Annotated in this window: 20 protein-coding genes; 8 read left to right on the forward strand and 12 right to left on the reverse strand. The window is 37.0% G+C overall.

Translation table 11 applies throughout. From position 1 onward, the window contains the following. Positions 1-85: 85 nt before the first annotated feature. From MR054_RS11425 to MR054_RS11435, 3 genes are read left to right on the forward strand one after another with little or no spacing between them, the layout of a single operon-like run. Positions 86-1,144 carry a 3-oxoacyl-ACP synthase III family protein gene (locus MR054_RS11425; RefSeq protein ID WP_242157952.1) on the forward strand — a complete coding sequence of 353 codons (1,059 nt, stop codon included), beginning with the start codon at positions 86-88 and terminating at the stop codon, positions 1,142-1,144. Between the two features lies 1 nt (position 1,145). Then, a complete protein-coding gene (locus tag MR054_RS11430; protein WP_242157954.1) occupies positions 1,146-1,682 on the forward strand; it encodes a class I SAM-dependent methyltransferase in 537 nt (178 codons plus the stop codon). Between the two features lie 51 nt (positions 1,683-1,733). After that, on the forward strand, positions 1,734-2,579 hold the full coding sequence (locus MR054_RS11435) for a glycosyltransferase family 2 protein (protein WP_242157955.1): 846 nt from the start codon (positions 1,734-1,736) through the stop codon (positions 2,577-2,579). Positions 2,580-2,760: 181 nt separating this feature from the next. Here MR054_RS11435 and MR054_RS11440 read toward each other — a convergent pair whose 3' ends face one another. Together MR054_RS11440 and MR054_RS16815 are read right to left on the reverse strand one after the other, a co-directional pair. After that, positions 2,761-4,842: a T9SS type A sorting domain-containing protein gene (locus tag MR054_RS11440; RefSeq protein ID WP_242157956.1), complete on the reverse strand. Its 2,082-nt coding sequence runs from the start codon at positions 4,840-4,842 to the stop codon at positions 2,761-2,763. A 158-nt stretch (positions 4,843-5,000) separates the two neighbouring features. Then, positions 5,001-5,207, reverse strand: coding sequence for an alkaline phosphatase family protein (locus tag MR054_RS16815; protein ID WP_420868342.1), 207 nt, complete (start codon positions 5,205-5,207; stop codon positions 5,001-5,003). 266 nt (positions 5,208-5,473) lie between these two features. Between MR054_RS16815 and MR054_RS11450 the strand changes: the two genes are divergently transcribed. Together MR054_RS11450 and MR054_RS11455 are read left to right on the forward strand one after the other, a co-directional pair. After that, a complete protein-coding gene (locus MR054_RS11450) occupies positions 5,474-6,211 on the forward strand; it encodes an MlaE family ABC transporter permease (RefSeq protein ID WP_242085460.1) in 738 nt (245 codons plus the stop codon). Continuing rightward, positions 6,211-6,978, forward strand: coding sequence for an ABC transporter ATP-binding protein (locus MR054_RS11455; RefSeq protein WP_242157957.1), 768 nt, complete (start codon positions 6,211-6,213; stop codon positions 6,976-6,978). The genes MR054_RS11450 and MR054_RS11455 overlap by 1 nt, the downstream gene beginning before the upstream one ends. Positions 6,979-6,993: 15 nt before the next feature. Here MR054_RS11455 and MR054_RS11460 read toward each other — a convergent pair whose 3' ends face one another. From MR054_RS11460 to MR054_RS11470, 3 genes are all read right to left on the reverse strand, one after another. Further along, a complete protein-coding gene (locus MR054_RS11460; RefSeq protein WP_242157958.1) occupies positions 6,994-8,457 on the reverse strand; it encodes a DUF389 domain-containing protein in 1,464 nt (487 codons plus the stop codon). A 2-nt stretch (positions 8,458-8,459) separates the two neighbouring features. Continuing rightward, positions 8,460-9,539, reverse strand: a complete 1,080-nt coding sequence (locus MR054_RS11465) for a mannose-1-phosphate guanylyltransferase (protein ID WP_242157959.1) — start codon at positions 9,537-9,539, stop codon at positions 8,460-8,462. A 77-nt stretch (positions 9,540-9,616) separates the two neighbouring features. Continuing rightward, on the reverse strand, positions 9,617-10,213 hold the full coding sequence (locus tag MR054_RS11470; RefSeq protein WP_242157960.1) for an ImmA/IrrE family metallo-endopeptidase: 597 nt from the start codon (positions 10,211-10,213) through the stop codon (positions 9,617-9,619). A gap of 444 nt (positions 10,214-10,657) precedes the next feature. Here MR054_RS11470 and MR054_RS11475 point away from each other — a divergent pair, with 444 nt between their 5' ends. Beyond that, positions 10,658-11,473, forward strand: coding sequence for a sterol desaturase family protein (locus MR054_RS11475; protein ID WP_242085465.1), 816 nt, complete (start codon positions 10,658-10,660; stop codon positions 11,471-11,473). A gap of 142 nt (positions 11,474-11,615) precedes the next feature. On the opposite strand, the gene MR054_RS11480 is transcribed toward MR054_RS11475, so the two are convergent. Both MR054_RS11480 and MR054_RS11485 read right to left on the reverse strand, forming a co-directional pair. After that, on the reverse strand, positions 11,616-12,299 hold the full coding sequence (locus MR054_RS11480) for an SDR family NAD(P)-dependent oxidoreductase (RefSeq protein ID WP_242157961.1): 684 nt from the start codon (positions 12,297-12,299) through the stop codon (positions 11,616-11,618). Next, on the reverse strand, positions 12,292-13,227 hold the full coding sequence (locus MR054_RS11485; protein ID WP_242157962.1) for a M28 family metallopeptidase: 936 nt from the start codon (positions 13,225-13,227) through the stop codon (positions 12,292-12,294). Before MR054_RS11485 ends, MR054_RS11480 begins: the two co-directional genes overlap by 8 nt. 149 nt (positions 13,228-13,376) lie before the next feature. Here MR054_RS11485 and MR054_RS11490 point away from each other — a divergent pair, with 149 nt between their 5' ends. Both MR054_RS11490 and MR054_RS11495 read left to right on the forward strand, forming a co-directional pair. Next, positions 13,377-14,483 (forward strand): nickel-binding protein, encoded by a 1,107-nt coding sequence (locus MR054_RS11490; protein WP_242157963.1) that lies wholly within the window; start codon positions 13,377-13,379, stop codon positions 14,481-14,483. A gap of 141 nt (positions 14,484-14,624) precedes the next feature. Beyond that, positions 14,625-15,020: a DUF4242 domain-containing protein gene (locus MR054_RS11495; protein WP_242157964.1), complete on the forward strand. Its 396-nt coding sequence runs from the start codon at positions 14,625-14,627 to the stop codon at positions 15,018-15,020. Positions 15,021-15,111: 91 nt separating this feature from the next. On the opposite strand, the gene MR054_RS11500 is transcribed toward MR054_RS11495, so the two are convergent. The 5 genes from MR054_RS11500 to porU form a co-directional block, all read right to left on the reverse strand. Further along, positions 15,112-16,761, reverse strand: coding sequence for a pyruvate dehydrogenase complex dihydrolipoamide acetyltransferase (locus MR054_RS11500; protein ID WP_242157965.1), 1,650 nt, complete (start codon positions 16,759-16,761; stop codon positions 15,112-15,114). A 3-nt stretch (positions 16,762-16,764) separates the two neighbouring features. Further along, positions 16,765-17,763, reverse strand: a complete 999-nt coding sequence (gene pdhA, locus MR054_RS11505; RefSeq protein WP_242157966.1) for a pyruvate dehydrogenase (acetyl-transferring) E1 component subunit alpha — start codon at positions 17,761-17,763, stop codon at positions 16,765-16,767. 301 nt (positions 17,764-18,064) lie between these two features. Next, a complete protein-coding gene (gene cdd / locus MR054_RS11510; protein ID WP_242085472.1) occupies positions 18,065-18,547 on the reverse strand; it encodes a cytidine deaminase in 483 nt (160 codons plus the stop codon). Between the two features lie 88 nt (positions 18,548-18,635). Continuing rightward, positions 18,636-19,874: a type IX secretion system outer membrane channel protein PorV gene (gene porV / locus MR054_RS11515; protein WP_242085473.1), complete on the reverse strand. Its 1,239-nt coding sequence runs from the start codon at positions 19,872-19,874 to the stop codon at positions 18,636-18,638. A gap of 97 nt (positions 19,875-19,971) precedes the next feature. After that, complete coding sequence (porU, locus tag MR054_RS11520; RefSeq protein ID WP_242157967.1) at positions 19,972-23,859, reverse strand: type IX secretion system sortase PorU; 3,888 nt, start codon at positions 23,857-23,859, stop codon at positions 19,972-19,974. Positions 23,860-24,000 lie beyond the last annotated feature (141 nt).

Below are 24,000 nucleotides of genomic sequence, written 5' to 3' on the forward strand. Positions count from 1 at the left end.
TACGTCGCTGAACATCGTAAAGTCATTCCATTAAAAATTGATATTATAAATAAAGCAATTATATTAGCTTTTTAAGCTTAATTAAATGAACATTAAGATTACAGGTACCGGAAGTTATATACCGGATACTATTGAAAAAAACGAAAGTTTTCACGAACATGAATTTTTAAATACCGATGGATCTAGCATAACTGATCCTAATGAAATTATCGTTGAAAAGTTCATGTCGATCACCGGAATTTCTGAAAGACGATATACCAAACCCCATTTAAATGCATCCGATTTGGGGTTTTTTGCTGCAGAGAAAGCGATCGAAGATGCCAAAATGGATCGTGAGACTATAGACTATATTATAGTCGCACACAATTTTGGTGATGTAAAGCATAACACTATTCAAAGTGATATACTCCCCTCTTTGGCCTCACGAATAAAACATAGTTTACGCATTAAAAACCCTAAATGTGTTGCGTATGATATTTTATTTGGGTGTCCGGGTTGGATCGAAGGCGTTATTCAAGCCAAGGCATTTATCCAATCAGGTATGGCAAAACGCTGTTTGGTTATTGGGACTGAGACTTTATCGAGAGTTGTGGATAAACACGATCGGGATTCTATGATTTTTTCTGATGGTGCCGGTGCTGCCATTATTGAAGCGACACCCGATGAAGGTGGTATCTTAACTCATGAAACTGGCAGTTTTACTTATGATGAGGCTTATTATTTATATTTTGGAAATTCGAACAAGCAGGAGCTTTGTAGGGATACCCGTTACATTAAAATGGATGGACGAAAAATATACGAATTTGCCTTAAACCATGTTCCTAAAGCTATGAAATCCTGCCTGGATCGCAGTGGTGTGAACATTAAGGATGTTAAAAAAATATTCATCCATCAGGCTAATGAAAAAATGGATGAAGCCATTTTAAAACGGTTCTATAGGCTTTATAAAACCGATATCCCTAAACATGTTATGCCCATGAGCATTCAAAAACTTGGCAACAGTTCGGTCGCAACCGTGCCTACATTGTTTGATTTGGTTAAAAACAATAAGCTAGAACACCATACTCTTAAAACCGGTGATGTGGTTATTTTTGCCAGTGTAGGTGCCGGCATGCATATCAATGCTATTGTTTACAAGTGCTAATATGTACGAACAAACATATCCAAATAAGCGCTATAAACTAACCTTAGATTTTTTAGAAAAACATATTTCCAAATCTGAATCCATATTGGACCTGGGTGTGGAAAATCCCTTTTCTCAGATCATGTCTTCCCATGGTTATCAAGTCGAAAACACCAAAGGTGAAGATCTGGATTTAGACACCTCAACTATAGAAGATTCTAATGCTGATGTTGTGACTGCTTTTGAGATTTTTGAACATCTCATTTCTCCGTTCACTGTTTTGAAATGTATAAAAGCTAAAAAGTTAGTGGCAAGTGTACCACTTCGCTTGTGGTTCTCTTCGGCATACAGAAGTCAAACAGATATTTGGGACAGACATTACCACGAATTTGAAGATTGGCAATTCGATTGGTTATTGGAAAAATCTGGTTGGACGATTACTGATCGTAAAAAATGGACACACCCTATAAATAAAATAGGTATTCGTCCGTTTTTTAGATGGATAACACCGAGATATTATATAATATATGCAGAGAGGATAGACTATTCCAAGGCCTAATTTTCTAATTTCAAAAACCCTTAACTTTGAATATTATTATAATTTTATAACTTGAATTTCTATATTGTCATTCCAGCTCACAACGAAGCACGTTCCATTGCACTAACTTTGGATTCTTTGGTAAATCAAACTTTACTGCCAAAGCATGTGGTTGTTGTCAATGATAACTCTACCGACAAAACTCCCGACATTGTTAAAACCTATACCGATAAATATTCCTGGATTACTGCTGTCGATTCAACATCATCTCAGGTCCATTTACCTGGAGCCAAAATTATTAATGCCTTTTATACAGGCTATAATACTTTAGACCTTAATTATGATGTGATTTGTAAATTTGATGCTGACTTGATTTTTCCTAAATATTATTTGGAGTATTTGGCAGGTCATTTTATGGCAAATGATGCCCTGGGAATGGCTTCGGGGTTTTGTTATATTGAGAAAAACGGACAATGGATTTTGGAAAACTTAACCAGGAAAGATCATATTCGCGGAGCACTTAAGGCCTATCGTAAAGATTGCTTTCTGCAGATAGGTAAATTGAAGTCCTCTATGGGCTGGGACACTGTGGATGAATTACTGGCCAAATTTTATGGATGGGACATTTTAACCGACCCCTCTTTAAAAGTAAAACATTTAAGACCCACGGGAAACGGTTATACTAATGCTTCAAAATATTTACAAGGGGAAGCTATGTATAAAATGCGCTACGGCTTTTTTATCACTCTCATTTCTGCTCTTAAACTTGCTTTTAGGAAAAATAGTTTCCAATTATTCAGGGATTATATGAGCGGGTTCATTAAGGCCAAAAAAGAACGTCTCGATTATCTCGTCACCAAAGATCAAGGCCTATTTATAAGACGCCTTAGATGGAAGGGAATGTTAAAACGAAAATAAGGTATCTAAAAAGTAATCTATAAGTCACATGGAGGAAAGTCGAAATGTGATAGGCTAATGAAGACCTTCCAAGGGAATTCGACTTAAACTTGACTTGAGGGATAGTCAAAAGACTCCATACAACAAATAAAAATATAAACCTTTTAGATACCTTTATGAATCTAAATAAAGAACAACATTATCAGTTAATCACCAATGGTTTTACCGCCGTAGCACCCGTCTGTAGGTTAGTAACCTTAACAAAGTAAAGACCTGCATCATAATCGCTAACATCTAAGTATTGTATTTTGGATAACCCTTTAAACGAATATTGCTGATTAAATAATCTCGAACTTTTTAAATTAAACAGACTGATATTGATATAATCACCTGAAAAATGTGATAGGTCCACACTAACCGATGTTTCGGTTGGGTTTGGATAAATGGCAATACTACTTGCAGTTACTTTATTGATGGTAATGGCGTTGGACAAATCAAAACAAGCTCCTGATAGTCCGGACACTAAATGATCTCCTTCATCAGGAGGTGTTAATCCTTCCAACCCATCCTCGTAACTTAAATGCCATAATTTACTCACACCCTCTCCAGTACCATCAAAATCAATATCGGTGTAGTTCGTTGGTAAAGCCAATATTACCGTTGCATCCTCATTGGTCAATACCCAAGCAGAATTGGTTCCTACATTACCTTCCAGAGTTAATGCCCCATCAGCAAGTGTATCGGATGTTCCGTCTCCCACCGTAAAGCTAAAACTATTTTCCTCACCACCTGTTAAGGTACCTCCATTGACACTTGTTCTGTTAACTGTAACAGGATTAGAGAGTGCAAAACAGCCCATTAAATCGGCCGCATTTGCCACACCATCAAAACTCACATTATCCTCATAACTTAAATGCCAGACCAAACAGGTTCCGGCAGGAGCCTCATCAAAATTAACATCATAGGGACTATCGGGTAGAGCAAGTATGTTGCCGTCGGCATCTGTGACCACCCATGCAGCATTTGTTCCACTATTACCGGATAAGGTGATGGCTCCTTCTTCAATTTGATCGGCTTCACCATCCCCAACACAAAAATTAAAGGGACCTCCTTCCAGGGTACCTGCGGTTGGTTGTTGATATCTAAATACTTCAATAGGATTTGTTAGTGCAAAGCAACCCATTAATTCACTTGCATTTGTAATATCCAGACTTACATTATCCTCATAACTTAAATGCCACACCAAACAGGTTCCGGCAGGAGCCTCATCAAAATTAACATCATAAGGGCTTTCTGGAAGGCCTAAAATGTTTCCGTCTATATCGGTAACCACCCATGCCAAGTTAGTTCCCATATTTCCTGATAAAGTAATGGCTCCTTCTGGTATATGATCGGCTTCACCATCCCCAACACAAAAATTAAAGGGTCCTCCTTCCAGGGTACCTGCGGTTGGTTGTTGATATCTAAATACTTCAATAGGATTTGTTAGTGCAAAGCAACCCATTAATTCACTTGCATTAGTAATATCCAAGCTTACATTATCCTCATAACTTAAATGCCACACCAAACAGGTTCCCGCAGGAGCCTCATCAAAATTAACATCATAAGGGCTTTCTGGAAGGCCTAAAATGTTTCCGTCTATATCGGTAACCACCCATGCCGAGTTAGTTCCCATATTTCCTGATAAAGTAATGGCTCCTTCTGGTATATGATCGGCTTCACCATCACCAACACAAAATTCAAATGGCCCCCCTTCTAAAGTACCTCCAACAGGTTGCAAAAAGCGTTCCACCGTTATGGGATCTGATAAATCAAACTTACCGACGATGTCATCTACATTAATGGTAAACTTGCCCTGACCCGATGGATCTACTAAAGGTTTTATCCCATTATAAGAGAGGTGATAAATTAAGCTAATGCCTACACCATCTTCATCAAAATCATAGGACTCAATATCATCTGGGAGTGCCGCAATATTACCGGCTTCATCAGTTATAATCCACTGCTTTACACGACCTGATTCATTTTCAAGATGCACCCAGATATAATCCGCTTCCCCATCACCAACACAAACACTGGTATAGGTTTCACCATCGGCAAAGGTGAGGTCGCCACCATATACCGTAGCATTTTCGTCGGCATGCTCATGACCTGTATCACTTGCGTTTGTATTTTGTGCTTGTAAGGCAAAAATTCCTAATAATGTGAGTAAAAAAATCAGTAGTAATTTTTGGGGTTCTGAATAAAAAAGATTTGAGGGTAAAACGTGTATTTTTTCTTTCATAACTATTTGATTTATACATTAATAGAATAGAATAAAATACAAAAAAATAGGTGATTGATCCCTATTTATGATTTAAAATGCAGATATTTTCGATAAGTCGTTATAGCTCTTTTATGATATCCTATTACAAGTATCTTAATCCCCCGTCAGTTCACCTTTCAGTTTAAAACAAATTCTAATGCCTTTACGCTATCATCCTGAACACAATTCACGGTTTTTCCGGACGGTTTATCAAACCAGTCATTCCCAATGATACTATGATATTTTGGAGTGGTTCCGGTGAAGATCGAAGCATGACCAGGTCCTGTTTTGGTAGGTATATAATTAAAGTGATTATTATTACAATTATAGCCTTCACGTATCATGCGCTTGAATCCACCTTCAACCTATTTGATATAAAAACGGGGCAAATAACCGTAACGCATTTGATCTACAACAATGCCTACTACTAATTTAGTTTTGCCCTCTTTTATGGGTTGACTTTGTTTTACCTGACAGGACCAATAAAAAATCAAACTAATAGTAAGTAGCGCGGTATATTTCATCAGGGTTAAAAATTTGATTGCCAAAATTAAAATTTAAAGTAAAATACCTCTAAGTTTTTTTTACTTTAGCGTTAACAAATTTTCACATGACATACCTTCATCATATTGGGGCCTATTTTTTAATGATTGCCGAAATGTTTCGCAAACCAACCAAGTGGTCAGTGATGCGTACATTAATCTTAAAAGATATTAATGATTTGATCAATTCCTCCTTAGGTATTATTGCCTTTATCTCCTTTTTTGTTGGCGGCGTTATTACCATACAAACGGCATTAAATATTAGCAACCCTTTAATTCCAAAATATTTAGTTGGATTTGCTACCAGGCAATCCGTGGTCCTGGAATTTGCTCCAACATTTACCTCTATTATCATGGCGGGTAAGGTAGGTTCGTTCATAACCTCTAGCATTGGTACCATGCGAGTCACAGAACAAATTGATGCTTTGGAAGTTATGGGTATCAATTCCATAAACTATTTGGTGTTCCCTAAGGTGATAGCCCTATTATTCTATCCTTTTGCCATAGCTATTGGGATGTTTCTAGGTATTTTAGGAGGTATGGCGGCATGTATATATGGAGGGTATTCATCCGTTCCTGATTATATACTCGGACTTCAAACTGATTTTGACTCATTTCATGTGTTCTATTCCTTTATAAAAACCTTTATTTTTGCCTTTGTTTTAGCAACCATACCATCGTACCATGGTTATTTTATGAAAGGCGGTGCCCTTGAAGTGGGCAAAGCGAGTACGACCTCTTTTGTATGGACCAGTGTGGCCATTATTTTGTTAAATTATATTTCAACCGATCTGATGTTAGGCTAATGATAGAAGTTAAAGATTTACATAAATCGTTTGGTGAAGCTCATATTTTAAAGGGTATTAGTACAACCTTTGAAAAAGGTCATACCAACTTGATTATTGGTCAAAGTGGTTCTGGTAAAACCGTTTTTATTAAATGCCTCTTAGGCCTATTTGATTATGAATCGGGGTCCATATCATACGATGGAAAAATTTTTTCCCAATTAAGTGAAGACCAAAAACGGGATTTAAGATCCAAAATAGGGATGGTATTTCAAGGCAGTGCCTTGTTCGACTCTATGACCATAGCACAAAACGTCATGTTTCCATTGCAGATGTTTACCAAAATGAGCAAAAGTGAAATGGAAGATCGTGCCGATTTTGTTTTAAAACGGGTTAATTTAGCCGATGCCCACCAAAAAATGCCCAGTGAGGCTTCTGGCGGTATGCAAAAACGCGTAGCTATCGCAAGAGCCATTGTTAACAATCCGCAATATTTGTTTTGTGATGAACCAAACTCAGGTTTAGATCCGAAAACAGCTATAGTTATCGACAATCTTATACAGGAGATTACGGATGAATATCAAATAACAACAGTGATCAACTCCCATGATATGAATTCGGTCATGGAAATTGGTGAAAAAATTGTGTTCCTAAAAAATGGGTTTAAAGAATGGGAAGGTTCTAAAGACACCATATTTAAAACGGATAATGAAGCGGTTACCGACTTTGTCTACTCCTCGAACTTATTCAAAAAAGTGAGAAGAATGTATTTGGAGGAAAACCAGTAACCAATATAGTCCGAACTAATTGTCCCGTCTTACTATTAAGGTGTCCAATTTTAGCTTTTGCTTTAACCACCTTTCCAACTTTTCTCTATCCTTTTTTCTATGGTCCTCATTCGCCAAAGAGTCTACCCACTTAACCGTAAATACCGAGAGGGTATCCATTTTGGAAAAATTAGAATTAATCACATTGGCATAAGAAAACTGCTCTATAGTTTCATAGTTAATTTTCACTTCTTTAATCAATTCTTCGAAGGCGATATAATTTTTTTCAAGTTTAGATAACTGCCTCACTTTATTTTCCAAAAATTTTATTTTTTCTGTTTGAGATAACAAGTCCAAAGAATCCCGGGTTCTTAATTCTTCCATATAACGTAAGTTATCTAAATTTTTGGATTTATTCTGATTGATCTGTAAACGGCTATTTGCTAAAGCATTGTAATCTTTTAAACGGTTTTGTAACAAGGCTATGGTGGATTCGGGTATTTCATCTAACCCAAAGGTATTTATTTCTATCACCGATCCCTCTTCTCCTTGGTAATTGTAGCTGGCATTACTCTTAAGGTAATCAGCATGAGGCAAAGCACTTAATTCATTATCCACAAAGTTTCGGGCATCGCGATTGAAATTACTTTCATTTAATACATTTAAAAAAGTCCAGACCGCCGGTACCATAACCACAAAGGCCAACAAGGTTGCCATTCTCGAAACAAAATGCCTTTTCTTGGAATTGGCGTATTTCAACATGGGAAAACGCAATAATTTCAATACCAGAAAGGTTGCCAGAGCAATAAATATGGTATTAATGGTAAACAAATACATCGCTCCGCCGAAATAGATTAAATTACCTTTAGATAGGCCATAACCTGCTGTGCACAAGGGAGGCATTAATGCCGTTGCAATGGCCACTCCGAATATAACTGAAGCTATAGTACCCTTTTTAGTCCGGGCAATAATAAGGGCCAATCCACCAAAAAAGGCAATGAGTACATCCCGAATATCTGGACGCACCCTACCTAAAAGTTCTGATGTATCCTCACTAAGTGGAAAAAGCCAAAAAAACAGAAAGGCCGTTATTAAACTCAGGGAAATCATAATGGCCAAATTGATGAGGGAGCGTTTGAGCGTATCAATATCATTTATTGCTATTGATAAACCAACCCCTAAAATGGGACCCATAAGGGGGGAAATTAACATCGCACCAATAACTACTGCAGTTGAATTTGCATTTAATCCAATAGATGCCACGAAAATGGAGCATACCAAAATCCAAGCTGTTGCACCCTTAAAGGAAATATCACCCTTGATAGCTGCTATAGTAACTTCCCTATCCGTATCTTCTCGAAAGTCCAGCAATTCTCTGAAAAATCGTTTGACACTTTTAAGTAACCCTTTGGCGTCTTGTCTGACCGCTTCTTTGGATTGCTCGACATTATCAGCATTAGACGGTTCTTCTTCCGAAAAGTTAAACTTGGACTCTTTCATACTTAACCATATTGTTCCCCAAATTGGTCTTTAACCTTTTGAAGCGTTATTTTAATATCCTGTTCTTTTGATTTAGGAAAGATAAGCAAAACTTCGTCTTTATCGACAATAATATAATCCTCTATCCCATCCAAAACGACAATTTTATTGGTTTTGGTTCGTATCATATTACCCGAGGCCTCATCCACCAAGGTTCTTGCATTTACCACAGCGTTGTTGTCATTATCCTTCTCGAGCTTATCGTATAAACTGCCCCAGGTACCGAGATCGTTCCAATCGAATTCTGCTGCAATCACAAAGACATTATTCGATTTCTCCATGATAGCATAATCGACGGATATGTTTTCGGCTTTTGGATAATTTTCCTTAATGAAAATACCTTCCTCGGACGTATTATAGACCCCAATCCCGGTTTCGAAAAGTTGATACAACTTAGGCTGGTTACTTTGAAATGCTTTGATTACACTTTTAACACTCCACATAAAGATGCCGGCATTCCATAAAAAATTGCCCTGTGTCAAAAATTCCTTAGCAGTATTTAAATCCGGCTTTTCCCTAAATTGGCTTACCGGTTTGATGGTGGTATCAGATTTTTTATCATATTCTATATAGCCATATCCGGTATTGGGAAATGTAGGTTGGATACCCAAAGTGACGAGGGCATCATCCTTTGCACAAAACTCAAATGCCTGTCGAACGTTTTTGGAAAAGGTTAATTCATCCTCAATCCAGTGGTCACTGGGTGCCACAATCATCACGGCATTTGGATTTTCCTTTTGAATTTTCATGGATGCATATAAAATACAAGGCGCAGTATTGCGCATGGCAGGTTCCAATACTACTTGTTTTTGAGTCACTTCCGGCAATTGTTCCAGTACCAAATTGTTATAACGCTCGTTGGTTAAGATGTATATGTTTTCTTTTGGTATGAAGCGGGATAATCTTTGAAATGTTTTTTGAATTAAGGTATCTCCAGTTCCCAACATGTCATGAAATTGCTTTGGAAAATCCTGTGTACTCACCGGCCAAAATCGCGATCCTACGCCTCCTGCCATAAGTATGGCATAATAATTTTCATTCATAATTTTTGTGGGTCATTCAGAACAAAGTGATAAATGGTAATAATTATCGTTCAACAATGCTCTATATGACTTCTATTTTAATTTATTAACTCGACTTCTACATTGGGGTTAAACAAATATAACCTTCCTGTCTTTACCTCTGCGCATTCATAGCGCTTCACACGTTTGTTGCCTCGTTTAAAGACTTTACCATTGTATAGTTTAAAATGGCTGCCCAATGGTACTTCGAAAATATACGTTTTATTATTGGGTTCATCAAATTGTTTGAGAGCTAATGCTAATTTAGCATCCGTATCGCTGCTTGCCTTAGGATTTTTAAAGTGTTTTGCCAATAGTGGTAGCAGGTCGTTTGGAAATACTTCGGGGTTTAGAAAGGGCAACATCAGATGCTGAAACGTACGCTTCCACTCCAAACCATGTGGTTTAATTGTGGGCCCGTAAGTGCGGAATGCTTCAAAGTGGGCTACTTCATGGATAAGGGTTATTAAAAACCGATATGGATTAAGATTTGAGTTTATGGTAATTTGATGCTTCCCATTAGCCAAAGGTTTATAATCGCCATGACGTGTTTTGCGCTCTCTTTTAATTTTAACAACCAAATGTTCATGTTCCAAAAGCTCTAAGACTTTGGAAACCGACAGTTTGGGAATATAGTCCTGAAGTGTGTTTTGCATTGAGGCAAAAATAAAGGAAATCTTCAATTAATTGGTCTATATCTCCTTGCGATTATGTGCATATTATTCACAACTTAACACCCATAATATATTTAAACTGAATTCAGCAAAGAGGTTTAACAAACAGGATGGGGGCAGCTATTAATTCTTATAAACAACCTAGAATCGTTGCCTTTTAACGCATGATGGACTTTAATTCTATCCAAGTAAAGACTCTAGAAGTTCACTTAGGACACCCTCTGTGTCTTTCAAGAATAAGTAAGCTCAGTACTAAACTTAAATCCACTGACTTTATCCGTAACTAACATTAATATAGACAGTTACTAACAATTAAGTTATCCAATGGAGCGAGTCTTTATCTGTGGAAATACCCTACTCAAGCCTTAGATTTATTTCCTTAATATGAAATAAATATACTATATTACAAACATTAACTAACTCATCATGGAAAACATTATCAAATTACTTAATGCGATTAATGAGAATTACCTTATTGTATTTTTAATTGCTTTATTTTACAGTCTTGAACGGTTATTAGGTTCTCCCTTCAAATTTGACAGGCGTCTGAATCACTTTTTTAACAATTTCCTATTCCAAATTACGTTTTACTTTGCCAACCTTGCCTTCGCTATTGTTCAGGTGGGCCTGATTTCATGGTCGTCTGAAAATCAAATAGGTCTTTTTTATTGGATTGAAATCCCACTTTGGCTAAAAGTCATTATTGGCGTAATGTGCCTGGATTTATCCTCATACTGGTTCCACCGCTTAGCTCACAATTCGCCATTATTATGGAGGTTACATCGTGTTCACCACAGTGATACCAAAATGGATACCTCTACCTTTTTTAGAGGACATCCTTTGGAGGTTTTGGTATTTGGAACATCAAGTGTTGTGGCTTGTATTATTTTTGGTCTTGACCTGTCCATTTTAGGCGTCTATTTTATTGTACTATTGCCCTTTTTGGTGGCACAGCACGCGAACTTTGAATTACCGGATTGGACAGATAAATTTTTTGGCAAAGTATTTATAACACCCAATATCCATAAAGTTCACCATGAGCAAAACCAGTTTTATACAGACTCGAATTTTGCCGATATTTTTGTTTTTTGGGACAAATTATTTAAAACCTATAAATATTTACCGGTAAAAGACATGCGCTATGGCTTAAAAGAATTTGATACCGATAAAAAACAGACCTTTTGGTTTTTACTTATCAGTCCTTTTATAAAAATAGATCGCTCGTCAAATGAAAATCCTTAATTAATTTCTCAAAAAGAAGTAGAGTGAGGGTTCCGGTGATCCCCTCCATGGGCTTCAAACCGGGTCAAATCAAAAAATGTAGGGTGCAGTACGCATGATAGCAACATTTGACCTTTAATTTAAAAAAGCAACCATACTCAGTTTACGGTGTAGAATTCGAAACCTGTAACAACTTTCCATTATAATAGGCATTGCCATGTAATGAAAAGTCAAAAATATACTGTGCCATTTCTTTTGCTGTAATTGGGGCTTGATAATCCGGAAAAGCTTCTTCAAGCATCTCCGTTTGTACAGCTCCCAAGGCCAAAACGTTGAAGGCAATTCCTGAGTCTTTATATTCTTCGGCCAATACTTCGGTTAAGGTGATAACGGCTCCTTTACTGGAACTATATGCCGCTAACCCGGGAAACTTTACACTACCTTGAACTCCACCCATAGAGCTTATCGTAACCACATGGCTTCCTGACTTCATAAAAGGCAACACCACTTTGGTTAATTGAGCTACACCAAAGACATTGGTTCTATACACCGCTTCAAAGTCATGTGTCGTTAATTCAGAGAAAGGCTTATTGATTAATTGTCCGGCATTATTGATGACTATGTCGACGTGTTGCCAATGGTGTTTAACAAAATTTTCAACCTTTTCATAATCGACTTGATGTTCTAAATCAAAGGAAAAGGTGGTGACGTTGGTCAATTTTAAATCTTTAATCGGTTTTTCATTACGTGAAAGGGCCAGGACCTGATGATCAGTTTTTGCAAAAAGCTGCACCAATTCATATCCTATACCTCTACTGGTTCCTGTGATAATTACATTCTTACTCATCTGTTAATCGTATTTCTTGTGTTGGAGCATTGATCATACCTTCTAACGCTGGAATCATAGTATTAATAAAACTAGTCATATGGCCAAAATTCATTTTATCGACCTCGTCGTCAACATGATGATAATAATCAAAATTACTGAAATCAAAGGTAGAAATAGCATGAGCCGGAATGTTAAATTCATTAAAAAAAGGATAATTGTCAGACCTCATGAACAACTGAAATTGTTTCTCCTGAGGAAAAATCCCGATAATATCCTGTCCTGCATAGCTATTTAATTTATCAGCTATGTTGGATTTATTAAAACCTGTTATATAGGCCATAATTTGGGTCTTAGCTCTTGGTACACCAATCATCTCAATATTAATCATGGTGTATAGATTTAAATTTTCAGCTTTTAATCTTCTGGCTAAGTGCTCTGAGCCTTTAAGCCCCATTTCCTCAGCATCGAACAAGGTAAACAAAATGCTTCTTTTAGTTTGTTTAGTTTTTGAAAAGAATTTGGCCCATTCCAACACTGCCACTGTACCAGATGCATCATCATTGGCTCCATTGGCAATAACATCGCTGTTCACTTCGCTTCCTTGACCTATATGGTCATAATGTGCACCTAAAATCACAAACTCATCCTTTAGGGTAGGATCATTCCCTTCGATATAACCCACTAAATTATAGCCCACTAAATCATTGAGATGAAAACTATCCCTATACGTTTCAAAATAAGGTTCTATGTTATGGTCTTTAAACACTTCCTCAATATATACTGCAGCTTTTTCAAGCCCAATTGATCCTGTTTGTCTTCCCAGCAAATTATCGGAAGCCAAATAGGATAGATTTCGCCTTATCTCGGACAATTGTGCAGATGTTGATGCTGTGCCTTTACATCCTAAAAAAAGTACAAGACATAGTATTATTATGATTTCCTTCATAGATAACATTGAAATTTTTAAAGATAAAAAAAACCTGAAGTTCAACACTTAAAACTATGGTTTTATCATTTAAAAGCTACTTCTTTTTTTTAAAGTTCTCATTTACAACATGTCTCAAAATTTATTACCTTGTATAAAAATTTTTATTTATGCCCATTTTTATGGATAGGCATGAAGTTCCGGCTGGAACAACAGCTGAAACCTTAGCCACGATACATCAGGAAGATTTAAAAATTGAACACGAATTCGGTTGTCGTGGATTTACGTATTGGTATGATGATGATAGAAAACAGGCTTTTTGTCTTATAGAGGCCCCTAATAAGGAAGCCATTATTGACATGCATCGTAAAGCTCATGGCGATGTTCCCAATCGAATTATTGAAGTAGATCCTACCATAGTAACGTCTTTTTTAGGACGGATTTCAGATCCAGAAAAATCACAAAACACCACATTAAATATTATTAATGATCCTGCTTTCAGAGTTATTATGGTCATTGAAACTAATAATTATTTAAATCGTGTTGAAGCCAATCAATACTCTATTTTTAATCAAAAATTCCACAAGAGCATTACTAAGACCTTCGATAAATTTGAAGGACGCATTGTTAAACAGAATAACAACGTTTATATAACCTCGTTTAAATCTGTAACCAATGCTGTTTTTTGTGCGCTTAAGGTGAGATCCAATTTTAAATATATAACGCCGAAATTTGAAGACCATGATCGCATTCTAAAAATGGCCATCAATGCGGGAGTTCCGGTTACAGCACATAATACTATCTTTGAGGAAACGGTAAACCTGGCTACCCGAATGTGTGAACATGTACATCGTCAAATTGTTATTACACAGGAGATTAAATCCTTGTATGAAAGTGAAAATCGCAATGCATTTGTCGATAATGATCTTATTTATACGTTGTCGCTCGACGGACAACAATTCTTAACCCAATTAATGGATTTCATAGAAGACCATTGGCGTGATCCGGAATTGGATGTATCCGGTTTCAGTAAATCTTTAGGGTATAGCAAATCGCAGTTTTACAGAAAATTAAAGTCGTTAACCGGAAAATCACCCAATATTTTTATAAAGGACTATCGTTTAAATCAAAGTTTAAAATTATTGCATGAACAACGTGGTAATGTTTCGGAAATTGCGTTTGAAACCGGCTTTAATAGTTTGGCTTACTTTTCAGAATGTTTTAAACGAAAATTCAAAATCCTGCCGTCAAAATACATCCAGCAACACACCTTTTAATGTATTCACATAAAACGTCTTAATATTCTGATGATTTAAAATTCTGAACATTTGAATTATTTGTCGCATTTGTTTTAAATCTGTGTGCGTAACTTTAGAAATACTAAAAAGCATTTATTCACCAACAAAAACCAATGCATTATGAAAATTTTAAAATCAGTATTAATTTTGGCTATGGCCATTGTAAATTTTAACGTTATGTCACAAGAAACATCAGTACCCAATTTATTGAGAGATCAACTCAACGTTACAGACAACCATGTTTATGTTATTGAACGTGAACTTCCCGGTGCAGGAAATTTATCGGCAGAGGAACTAGAAGCTATTTCACAAACGTCATGTGGCGTTTTGGAAAAAATGGGTGAAGATAATATTAAATGGCTGCACAGTTATGTTACTGGCGATAAGATTTACTGTGTTTACAGGGCAAAAAATGAGGAGCTGGTAAAAGAACATGCAGCCAAAGGCGGATTCCCGGCAAATTCTGTCGCCGAAGTAAAAAGCATTATAGACCCTTCTACCGCTAATCTAAACTAAGATTTGATTTATTACAATTAAGGACACACACAAAAAGCCTTCAATTTATCTTTGAAGGCTTTTTTAATTTAAAAATTCATACTAAAACCCATTAAATGAGCATAGTTACCGGATTTTCTATGTAACCTCTTAAGGTTTGAAGGAATTCAGCTCCAGTTGCACCATCAACCGTTCTATGGTCACAGGCCAGGGTTAATTTCATAGTATTACCCACAACAACCTGACCATTTTTAATTACAGGTTTTTGAACAATGGCACCTACAGATAATATGGCTGAATTAGGTTGATTGATTATTGACGTAAAATAATCGATACCAAACATGCCTAAATTAGACACTGTAAAGGTACTACCCTCCATTTCTTGTGGTGTTAATTTCTTATTTCTTGCTTTTCCAGCCAATTCTTTAACAGCGGCTCCAATTTGGGGTAAACTTTGCTCATTCGCAAAACGTAACACGGGCACTACCAAACCATCTGGAACAGCAACAGCAACACCAATATGCACATGATTGTTCAATCTCATTTTATCAGGGAACCATTGTGAATTTACTTGTGAATGCTGCTTTAATGCCAAAGCACAGGCTTTAACGACGATATCATTAAACGATATTTTGGTGTCTGGTAATGAATTAAACTGTTGTCGAAATGCAATAGCATTGTCCATATCAAACTCAACAGCTAAATAATAATGTGGTGCTGAAAACTTAGAATTTGTTAATGCTTTGGCAATGGCTTTACGCATTTGGGAATTGGGTATATCCTCAAAATCCTCCTGCCCCGCAGGGACAAATTTACCAATTACGCCTCCTGACGCCATTGGGGTAAAGTTTTCTATATCTCGTTTTATGATACGTCCATGTTCACCAGACCCCTGAACCTGGTTTAAATTGATTCCTTTTTCTTCCGCTAACCGTTTAGCCAATGGCGAAGCAAACAACCTTCCATTAGTAGTTACCGGAGTTGGTGCTGGTTTCTGAGATGTCTCATCGCTGCGCTCTTTGGAAACGACGGCAGCTTCTTTTTTGGCTTCAACTTGAGGAGCCTCTTCTTTTTTTGAGGCTGTCGGGGCTTTAAAGTTTGCTGCAACTCCAGAAACATCGGTTCCTGCCGGACCAATAATGGCCAATAACGAATCAACCTTGGCTGATTCGCCTTCCTGCAAACCAATTTTCAATAAGGTTCCCGATTGAAAGGATTCAAATTCCATAGTAGCTTTATCGGTTTCAATTTCAGCCAAAATATCACCTTCCTCAACCGAATCACCCACTTTCTTTAACCAGGTTGCTACCGTTCCTTCTTCCATGGTATCACTCAACCGAGGCATAGTAACCACTACAACCCCTTCCGGCAGACCTTGTAAAGATGCTTCACCTTCCTGAGACTCTTCGACCTGATTATCAGATTCAGAAGGCTCTTTAGACGCGGGACTATCTTGAGACTTCTCGTGGCTTTTCTCTAAAGAAGTGTCATTCTTTCCATTTATTAGATCTGATATGTCCTCGCCTTCCTCTCCTATAATGGCCAGTAGCTCATCCACTTTTGTGGTTTCTCCTTCTTGAACTCCAATGTGAAGCAACACTCCTTCATTAAAAGATTCAAATTCCATAGTGGCTTTATCGGTTTCAATTTCGGCTAATATATCACCTTCTTCGATTTTATCTCCTACTTTTTTCAACCAAGTCGCTACAGTACCTTCTTCCATGGTATCGCTTAATCTCGGCATATTTACTACTACTGCCATAGTTTATAATTTATGTTGAATAAACGGGTAATCTTCTTGTTCATACACGACATCGTACATGACATTTTTTTCTGGCCAAGGGGACTCTTCCGCAAATTTTTCACATTCTGAAACCTTATCCTTTACTATTTTATCAATTTTCTTTAGGTCTTCTTCAGTAGCGAATTTCTTTTCTAAAATGACTTCTTTAACCTGAGTTATTGGATCTATTTTTTTATACTCTTCAACCTCTTCCTTGGTTCTGTAATGTTGGGCATCACTCATGGAATGCCCCCTATATCTATAGGTCTTCAACTCCAAAAATGTTGGTCCGCCCCCTTTACGAGCACGCTGAATCGCTTCATCAAATGCCTCAGCCACTTTTACGGGATTCATACCATCCACAGGGCTACATGGCATTTCGTAACCTAAACCTAATTTCCAAATATCTTCATGGTTTGCCGTTCGTTCCACAGACGTTCCCATGGCATATCCATTATTTTCACATACAAATACGACCGGTAGATTCCACAGCATGGCCAGATTGAAGGTTTCATGCAAAGATCCTTGTCTTGCGGCCCCATCTCCAAAACAGCACAGGGTTACGGCATCACTGCCATGATACTTATCTCCAAAGGCAATTCCTGCACCCAATGGGATTTGACCCCCTACAATACCATGACCTCCATAAAAACGGTGTTCCTTTGAGAATATATGCATAGAGCCCCCCAAGCCCTGTGAGGTACCGGTTCCCTTGCCATATAACTCAGCCATAACCCGTCTGGGGTCAACCCCCATCCCTATGGGTTGAACATGGTTACGGTAGGCTGTAATCATTTTATCCTTTGTTAAATCCATGGCATGCAAGGCGCCTGCCAAAACAGCTTCTTGTCCGTTATATAAATGAAGAAAACCCCTCACTTTTTGTTGGATATAAACCGCAGCCAGTTTGTCTTCAAACTTTCTCCAGAACAGCATGTCTTCGTACCATTTAAGGTAAACCTCTTTTGTTATTTTTTGCATCGACTTAAATTGGTTTTATTAATGCGAGATACAAAAGTAATACTTTGTGCGATATTGGGAAAATACACAAGGATTAAACTCTTAAAATAATAAAAAAAATATTCAATTAGGTTGAACATTGATTATTTCATAATTTTTCATGTTTAAAAGTTAAAAGTTTCAGTTGGTGTGACTCCCGGGTAAGTAAAATTACATAAACCGCAAGACTGATAATTCATAAATTAGAGGATAAGACATGCGAGTGCGCAAGTTAAATTCGAAAAGTCGAATCCTGAACTCAAACAAAAGTTCAAGCCATAAACTATAATACCGATTTATCAAAAACCAAAGGCAATAAATTAGCTACAGAATTGGATTTCATAACTTTACCGGATGCTCCCATGAAATATAGTTCTATAGGTTTATGTTGTTTAATTTCATATTCAACTATGGCCTGTCTGCAGGCCCCACATGGCGGAATAGGTTCCAGAGTGGTTCCTTTTTTTGACGCTGCTGTTATGGCCATTCTTAAAAATTTAGATTTAGGGTATTTCGCTCCTGCATAATAAATAACGGTGCGCTCGGCGCACAATCCGGAAGGGTAAGATGCATTTTCCTGATTACTTCCTGATATCACTTCTCCATTATCCAAAAGCAATGCCGCACCTACTTTAAAATTTGAATAGGGCGCATAAGCCATATCCCTGGCAGCTATTGCGTTTTGCATTAAATCTTTCACATCTGGATCAAGCTCATCCAGATTATCAAATACTTGGATGACACATGATATGTTAACTTCCGTCATAATGCAGTAATAAAGTTATGATACTAAGTTAAACAAAAAACTATTGTTCCCTGAACAATAGTTTTTATATTATCTTTAGCTAACAGATCTAATATTCTGTGTATTCTCCGGCACCAATATTGAACGTTAATGAAAAACGAAGGGTATTCTCTAAGGGGCTTTGCACTTTTGACGCTGAAAACAAATAGGACAGATCAATATTAACCACATTGTATTTAAATCCAGCTCCTAGAGCGAAAAACTTCCTGGCTCCCTTTTCTTCGGCCTCATTAAAATACCCTGCTCTCAATGCAAAAGAGTCTTGATACAAATACTCAGCTCCTAGGGCATAAGTAAATTCCTTTAACTCTTCACTGAACCCCCCGGGAGCATCTCCAAAAGACTGGAAAATACCCGATAAGAAACTTACGTCTTGCGACTGTCCATCATAAATAACATCTTCTTGTACAAGGGTTCCTAAGTCATCCACATCTTCTTCATATGTACCATTTCCATTATTATCCGTGAAGTTATATTCATCTCCTAATATGGGAGGTGTCGGTACTAATAACTTGGTGACTTCTGCAGTAACAGCGATTTTATTATAATCATCAAAAATAAAATCAAATCCACCACCCAATCTTAAGTTGGTAGGTTGGAAATTTTCTTGCCCTCCTTCATCATACTTAAATTTGGGGCCTATATTTTGTAATGCAAATCCTAATCGCCAACGGCCATTAAAATCATTATAGGCTTCTTCTTCACTCTGATAATACCCTGAAATATCCACGCCAAAAGTACTTGCTGCCGTAATATCCCCATCAACACCTTGCAATCTTAAATCCGAACGCAGGTAACGCATAGCCACAGACATCGCAAACTGGTCACTCAACCTTAGGGCATATGAGGCATCAATAGTCAATTCGTTTGGTCGTTGGATTAATGGTGTAGCAAATTCATCCGGAACAAATTCAATATCTCCCAAGGAAAAATATTTCAAACTTGCCGCAAACGCACTGCGTTCATCAAGTCGATTAAAATAAGTGATATTTCCTAAAAAGATGTCGTTAACTAATTTACTTAAATAGGGCGTATAACTCACTGCTATACCAGATTTTGTTTCAGAAAATACATATTTTGAGGAGTTCCATTGTTGGGAAAAGGCATCAACCGATGTCGCTACTCCCATGTCCCCCATGGCCGCTGCCCTTGCATCGGGAGCAATTAAAACAAATGGTATTCCCGTTGTAATGACTCTGGAATCATTCTCGTTAGGTATAATTGTTGTTTGGGCTTCGAATTTTAAAATAATGGTAAATACCATTATAAATAATAATCTATTCTTCATGAATTAAGTTTAGTTAACAAATATAAATTTTATTTTAAACTGTTACAGTCTTTACCCCCAAGCTGCAAAAATACTCGGTTACCTTTCATGATAGGGGTTATAAAATGACCAGTTTTTCGATTTTTTCTACTTTTTTGTTTAAAAGTGCCGACTTAACCGTAAGCTTATAAATATAAACACCTTTTCCAATTTTATCACCAAAGTCATCCCGGCCATCCCAAATCAGATCTCTGGACAAGGAGCTTGTTACCTTTGATCCCGCATTAGTTTGACCATTTATAGTCTTTACCAATTTACCAGACACCGTAAATATCTGTATTGAAACGTCCAAAGGAGCCGAACTATTGTGATTAAACCAAAATTCTGTGTAATTTACAAAGGGATTGGGGTAATTTAATACATTATTGATGACCAATTCTTGATCTTTGTCAAAAACAATAAATTGAATCTCCGCAATTGCGGAATTATTGTACACGTCCCAAGCTTTTAAAGTTAAGGTATGTAATCCCGGTTCTAAATCTCTGAAAGGAAAACTAACTACACCTTTTTGGTAATTATCTAACTCGGTTTGATAATAATCGTTTAATACATAAGGGTTTGTTTCGTCACCGTCAATTATAGCCACAATATCATGCCCTATTCCACTTGCGGTATTAATGCCGTTCGAATCCTCCAATTTTGCCAACAATGTAGGTGATTCATTTGTTATTCCGCCCGAAACAAAATTTTCATCGTTCATGTACAGAGTGATAATTGGTCCCGTATTATCTTCCTCCGCATTTTCATTTAGACCTCCAATTCTAACTTCATTTATACTGGCTCCGGTTTGATCCTCTGTTGATGATTCGTTTTTAGCATAAAAACTCAATTTACCATAGCCTACAGGAATACCAACATCTCTGGGAACTACAAAATCAAATTCAAATTGTCCATTTTGAATGGATGCTTGCCCCCTGAAAATGGCCACTCCTAAAGTTGTAAAATCGAGTTTTATCAGTTGATTGTCAGAATCTCTTGTATTATCGTTGGCCAAGGTCTGCCTATCAATATATTTGTCATAAATCGTTGTAGACAGAGTTCCATTATAGTTGGTTAGAAGGTTACCATTGATATCGGTTACCTCCCCAGCAAGTTTAATATAACTTAATGCTTTTAGTGTATCTGTTGCCTGAGTTATGGGCGTGTCATTAATTTTTGTTAGTCTGATGTTGGGTTTGGGAAAGGTTAACTTCATGGCCGGATCGCCAATATAAAACACCAATCGTCTTTGCCCTTGATTCGATATGGCCGGGTCGTTTTTGGTTAAACGCAAAGCCTCTGCTGCCGTCGGGTATTCATAGTCACTGTAATTATCATTATCACTAAAAGAAAACAAGTATTGCTCCAGAACATTGTTAATGTCTGTACCAAAAATCACAAATACCTGACGTGTAGTAGTAATTAACCCGATGGCTCCAGCTTCCTTATTCCAATAGGTTAACTCTCCTGCAGTCTCACGTAAGGGGTTATCAAACTTTGTGAATTCACAAGTTACTGTTACAAAACAATTTAGCTTACAGAGGTTTTGAAGTGCTTCAATATCAGGTTTAAGAAAAATTCGTTCTCCTGCTAACCCATCCTCACCTCCATGTCCAAAATAATTAACTACTAAAGCCCCTTTGTTAATACCATTAACTAAAGCTTCGGTCACCAACGGGTATCGCTCACCTCCTGACGAAACTTCTTGCTTAAAGGCATCGCTATGGATTTTCACCACGTTTATATATGGTTTTTCGGATGCAACCATATCCCCTAAATCATTGGTTGTTTGTTGCAGAATACCTTCCCAATCTTGATCCACATCATCTGAAACCGCGATAAAATTATTTCTCCAACTTCCAAAGGCCTCTTTAGAATAATACAGTTCTATTTTATCTACCATTTCTTTGGCACGTTGCGGTGTATCGGCCAGAATACGACCTACAGCAATATCCAATTTATCACTATTGGACATCATCCCTTCATTATCGTCCATCATACCATAAAAATCATCGGACACATAAGAACTGGTAAGATTAAAACTATTTAAGGAGTACCAGGATGGTACAACATTGGTATTGTTACTAATTCGGTCTTTATAGTCATAAGATCCATCACCAAACAAACACAAATATTTTATTCTTTTTTCTGGTGTACTGGCATTGTCATACACATATTTTACAAGATTTCTAATCGCTCCCACATCCTGGTTTCCTGAACTAAACTCGTTATAAACCTCATTTAAACCAATAGCCTTTACATTTAACCCATAAGTGCTTCTGTTAATGTTGGCCAATCGTTCGGCTTGAGCTAGCATGTCATTGCGAGCAATAATGATATAATCTACATCCTGAAAATCACCTTGAGCATTATTGAAAATAGTACCTTTAATGTTTTGATTTGGTATTGAAGTGTTTCCGTCTATCTTGGGTTCAAAGTAATCTTGTGGCGTTACGGCAACATAAGTTTTTAAAGTTCCCAAGTTAGATTTAAAGCTTAATACAGAAGCCGACTCACTATGTTCAAGACTCAAAACATTATAATTATCGGTGACTTCCCAAATTTCTGAAACTTGCGAGGCATTGGATATTGTATATTGTCCGATCCCTGATGCAGAGATAACGTTGCTGTTTTTAAACTGAAACTGTTTTCCATTGAATTGTAGCCCACGAGTGGCTTCTATGGAAATGTAATCCAAATACCCCAAAGCACTTGGATTCCCTTGATTATTGAATTTCACATTGATAATGACGTTAGAGCTACTTACATTTACAGGACCATTGAATTGAGCACCATTGGCCAAGTTTGTCTCGGAAGAACCGGCCATATTCAAATTGGAAATCGAAGTGCCGTTTACACTTATCTCCATGGAACTTGATGATGAAGAAGCTGCGGCAACATGCACACTTAATTGAATAGGTACGGTGGTAACCAAATCCGGAAATTCAAATTCAAAAGATTTTTCGTTTTCTATGTCAAATCTTTCGCCGAACCATCTTCTTCCCAAAGACGCTATATTATAGACATCTTTTTCATAGAACTGATACTCTTCAAAAGTGTCAATAATCATGGAAGCTTCACCCTCCGGTTCAATTAGTGGTTGAATACGTTTACCATTACCGTTACTTACGTTAATATAGTAATACGTCTTATCCGTATAGCAATTAATGTTAGTATTGCTTTGGGCGTCAAATAACTTGGGCCCTTCAGCATAGCATAAAATATAATCTTCATTATTAAATATCCCATCTTCCTCGCCTACAAACTTTATGGCATTTTCTGTAACGTCAAAAGGGTAAGGGATATTATTGGCATATGGTATCATCCTTCCTCCGTTACCGTAAAGTTTAATGGTTCTCGGATCGACATTATTAACATCAACTCCCAAACGTTGTAAAAAACTTTTGGATAACCTAAAAACGCCGGTAGTATCCACATAAAACCGATACCATTCTCCTGAACTTAAAACGGAATTTGTTATAGCCCTTGAGGTGTTAAAACTTTTATTGGATGTCACTTTACGAGTATTAACCCCGTACTTGTAATCCACTTGAAATGAAGTTATCTTTTTAAAGTTGCCCTTGGAATCCTTAATAATTGGAGACAATTCAAAGAAGGCATATTGTGTATTTCTACCATAGGAGTTCTTCAAACTGTAATTTAGTTTTGTTCCTATTTTACTGGGATCTAAATCTTTTAATTCCCCCTTGGAGATGGCGGCATAGGTAATGTTACTCAGTATAACTGAAGATTCATTAATAGCCGTAGAAATCTCCCACTGAGCTACAAACCATAACCCTGATTCAAAGTCGAAACTTAAATTTTTCTTACTAAAAGAAGGTATTTCGATGCTGGAAGAGCTTGTAGACATCTTTTGAGTACCTTCCCACTTAATTGAAAATTGCATTTGTTGCGCAAAGACTATCCCGGATAAACAAAATAATAAAATCAAAAAATTCTCTTTCATTGCAAGAATAACGTTATTAGCAAAGCGTTATTATTAAAAAACATAAATTTTTATAATCGCATCAAAAATACAATAATAAATTTGTAAAACACGCGTTAATACAGCGTAAAACGATGCCAAAAACTAACAAAAACATCGATG

It is taken from the genome of Aestuariivivens sediminis (assembly GCF_022662105.1).
Taxonomy (GTDB): Bacteria; Bacteroidota; Bacteroidia; order Flavobacteriales; family Flavobacteriaceae; genus Aestuariivivens; species Aestuariivivens sediminis.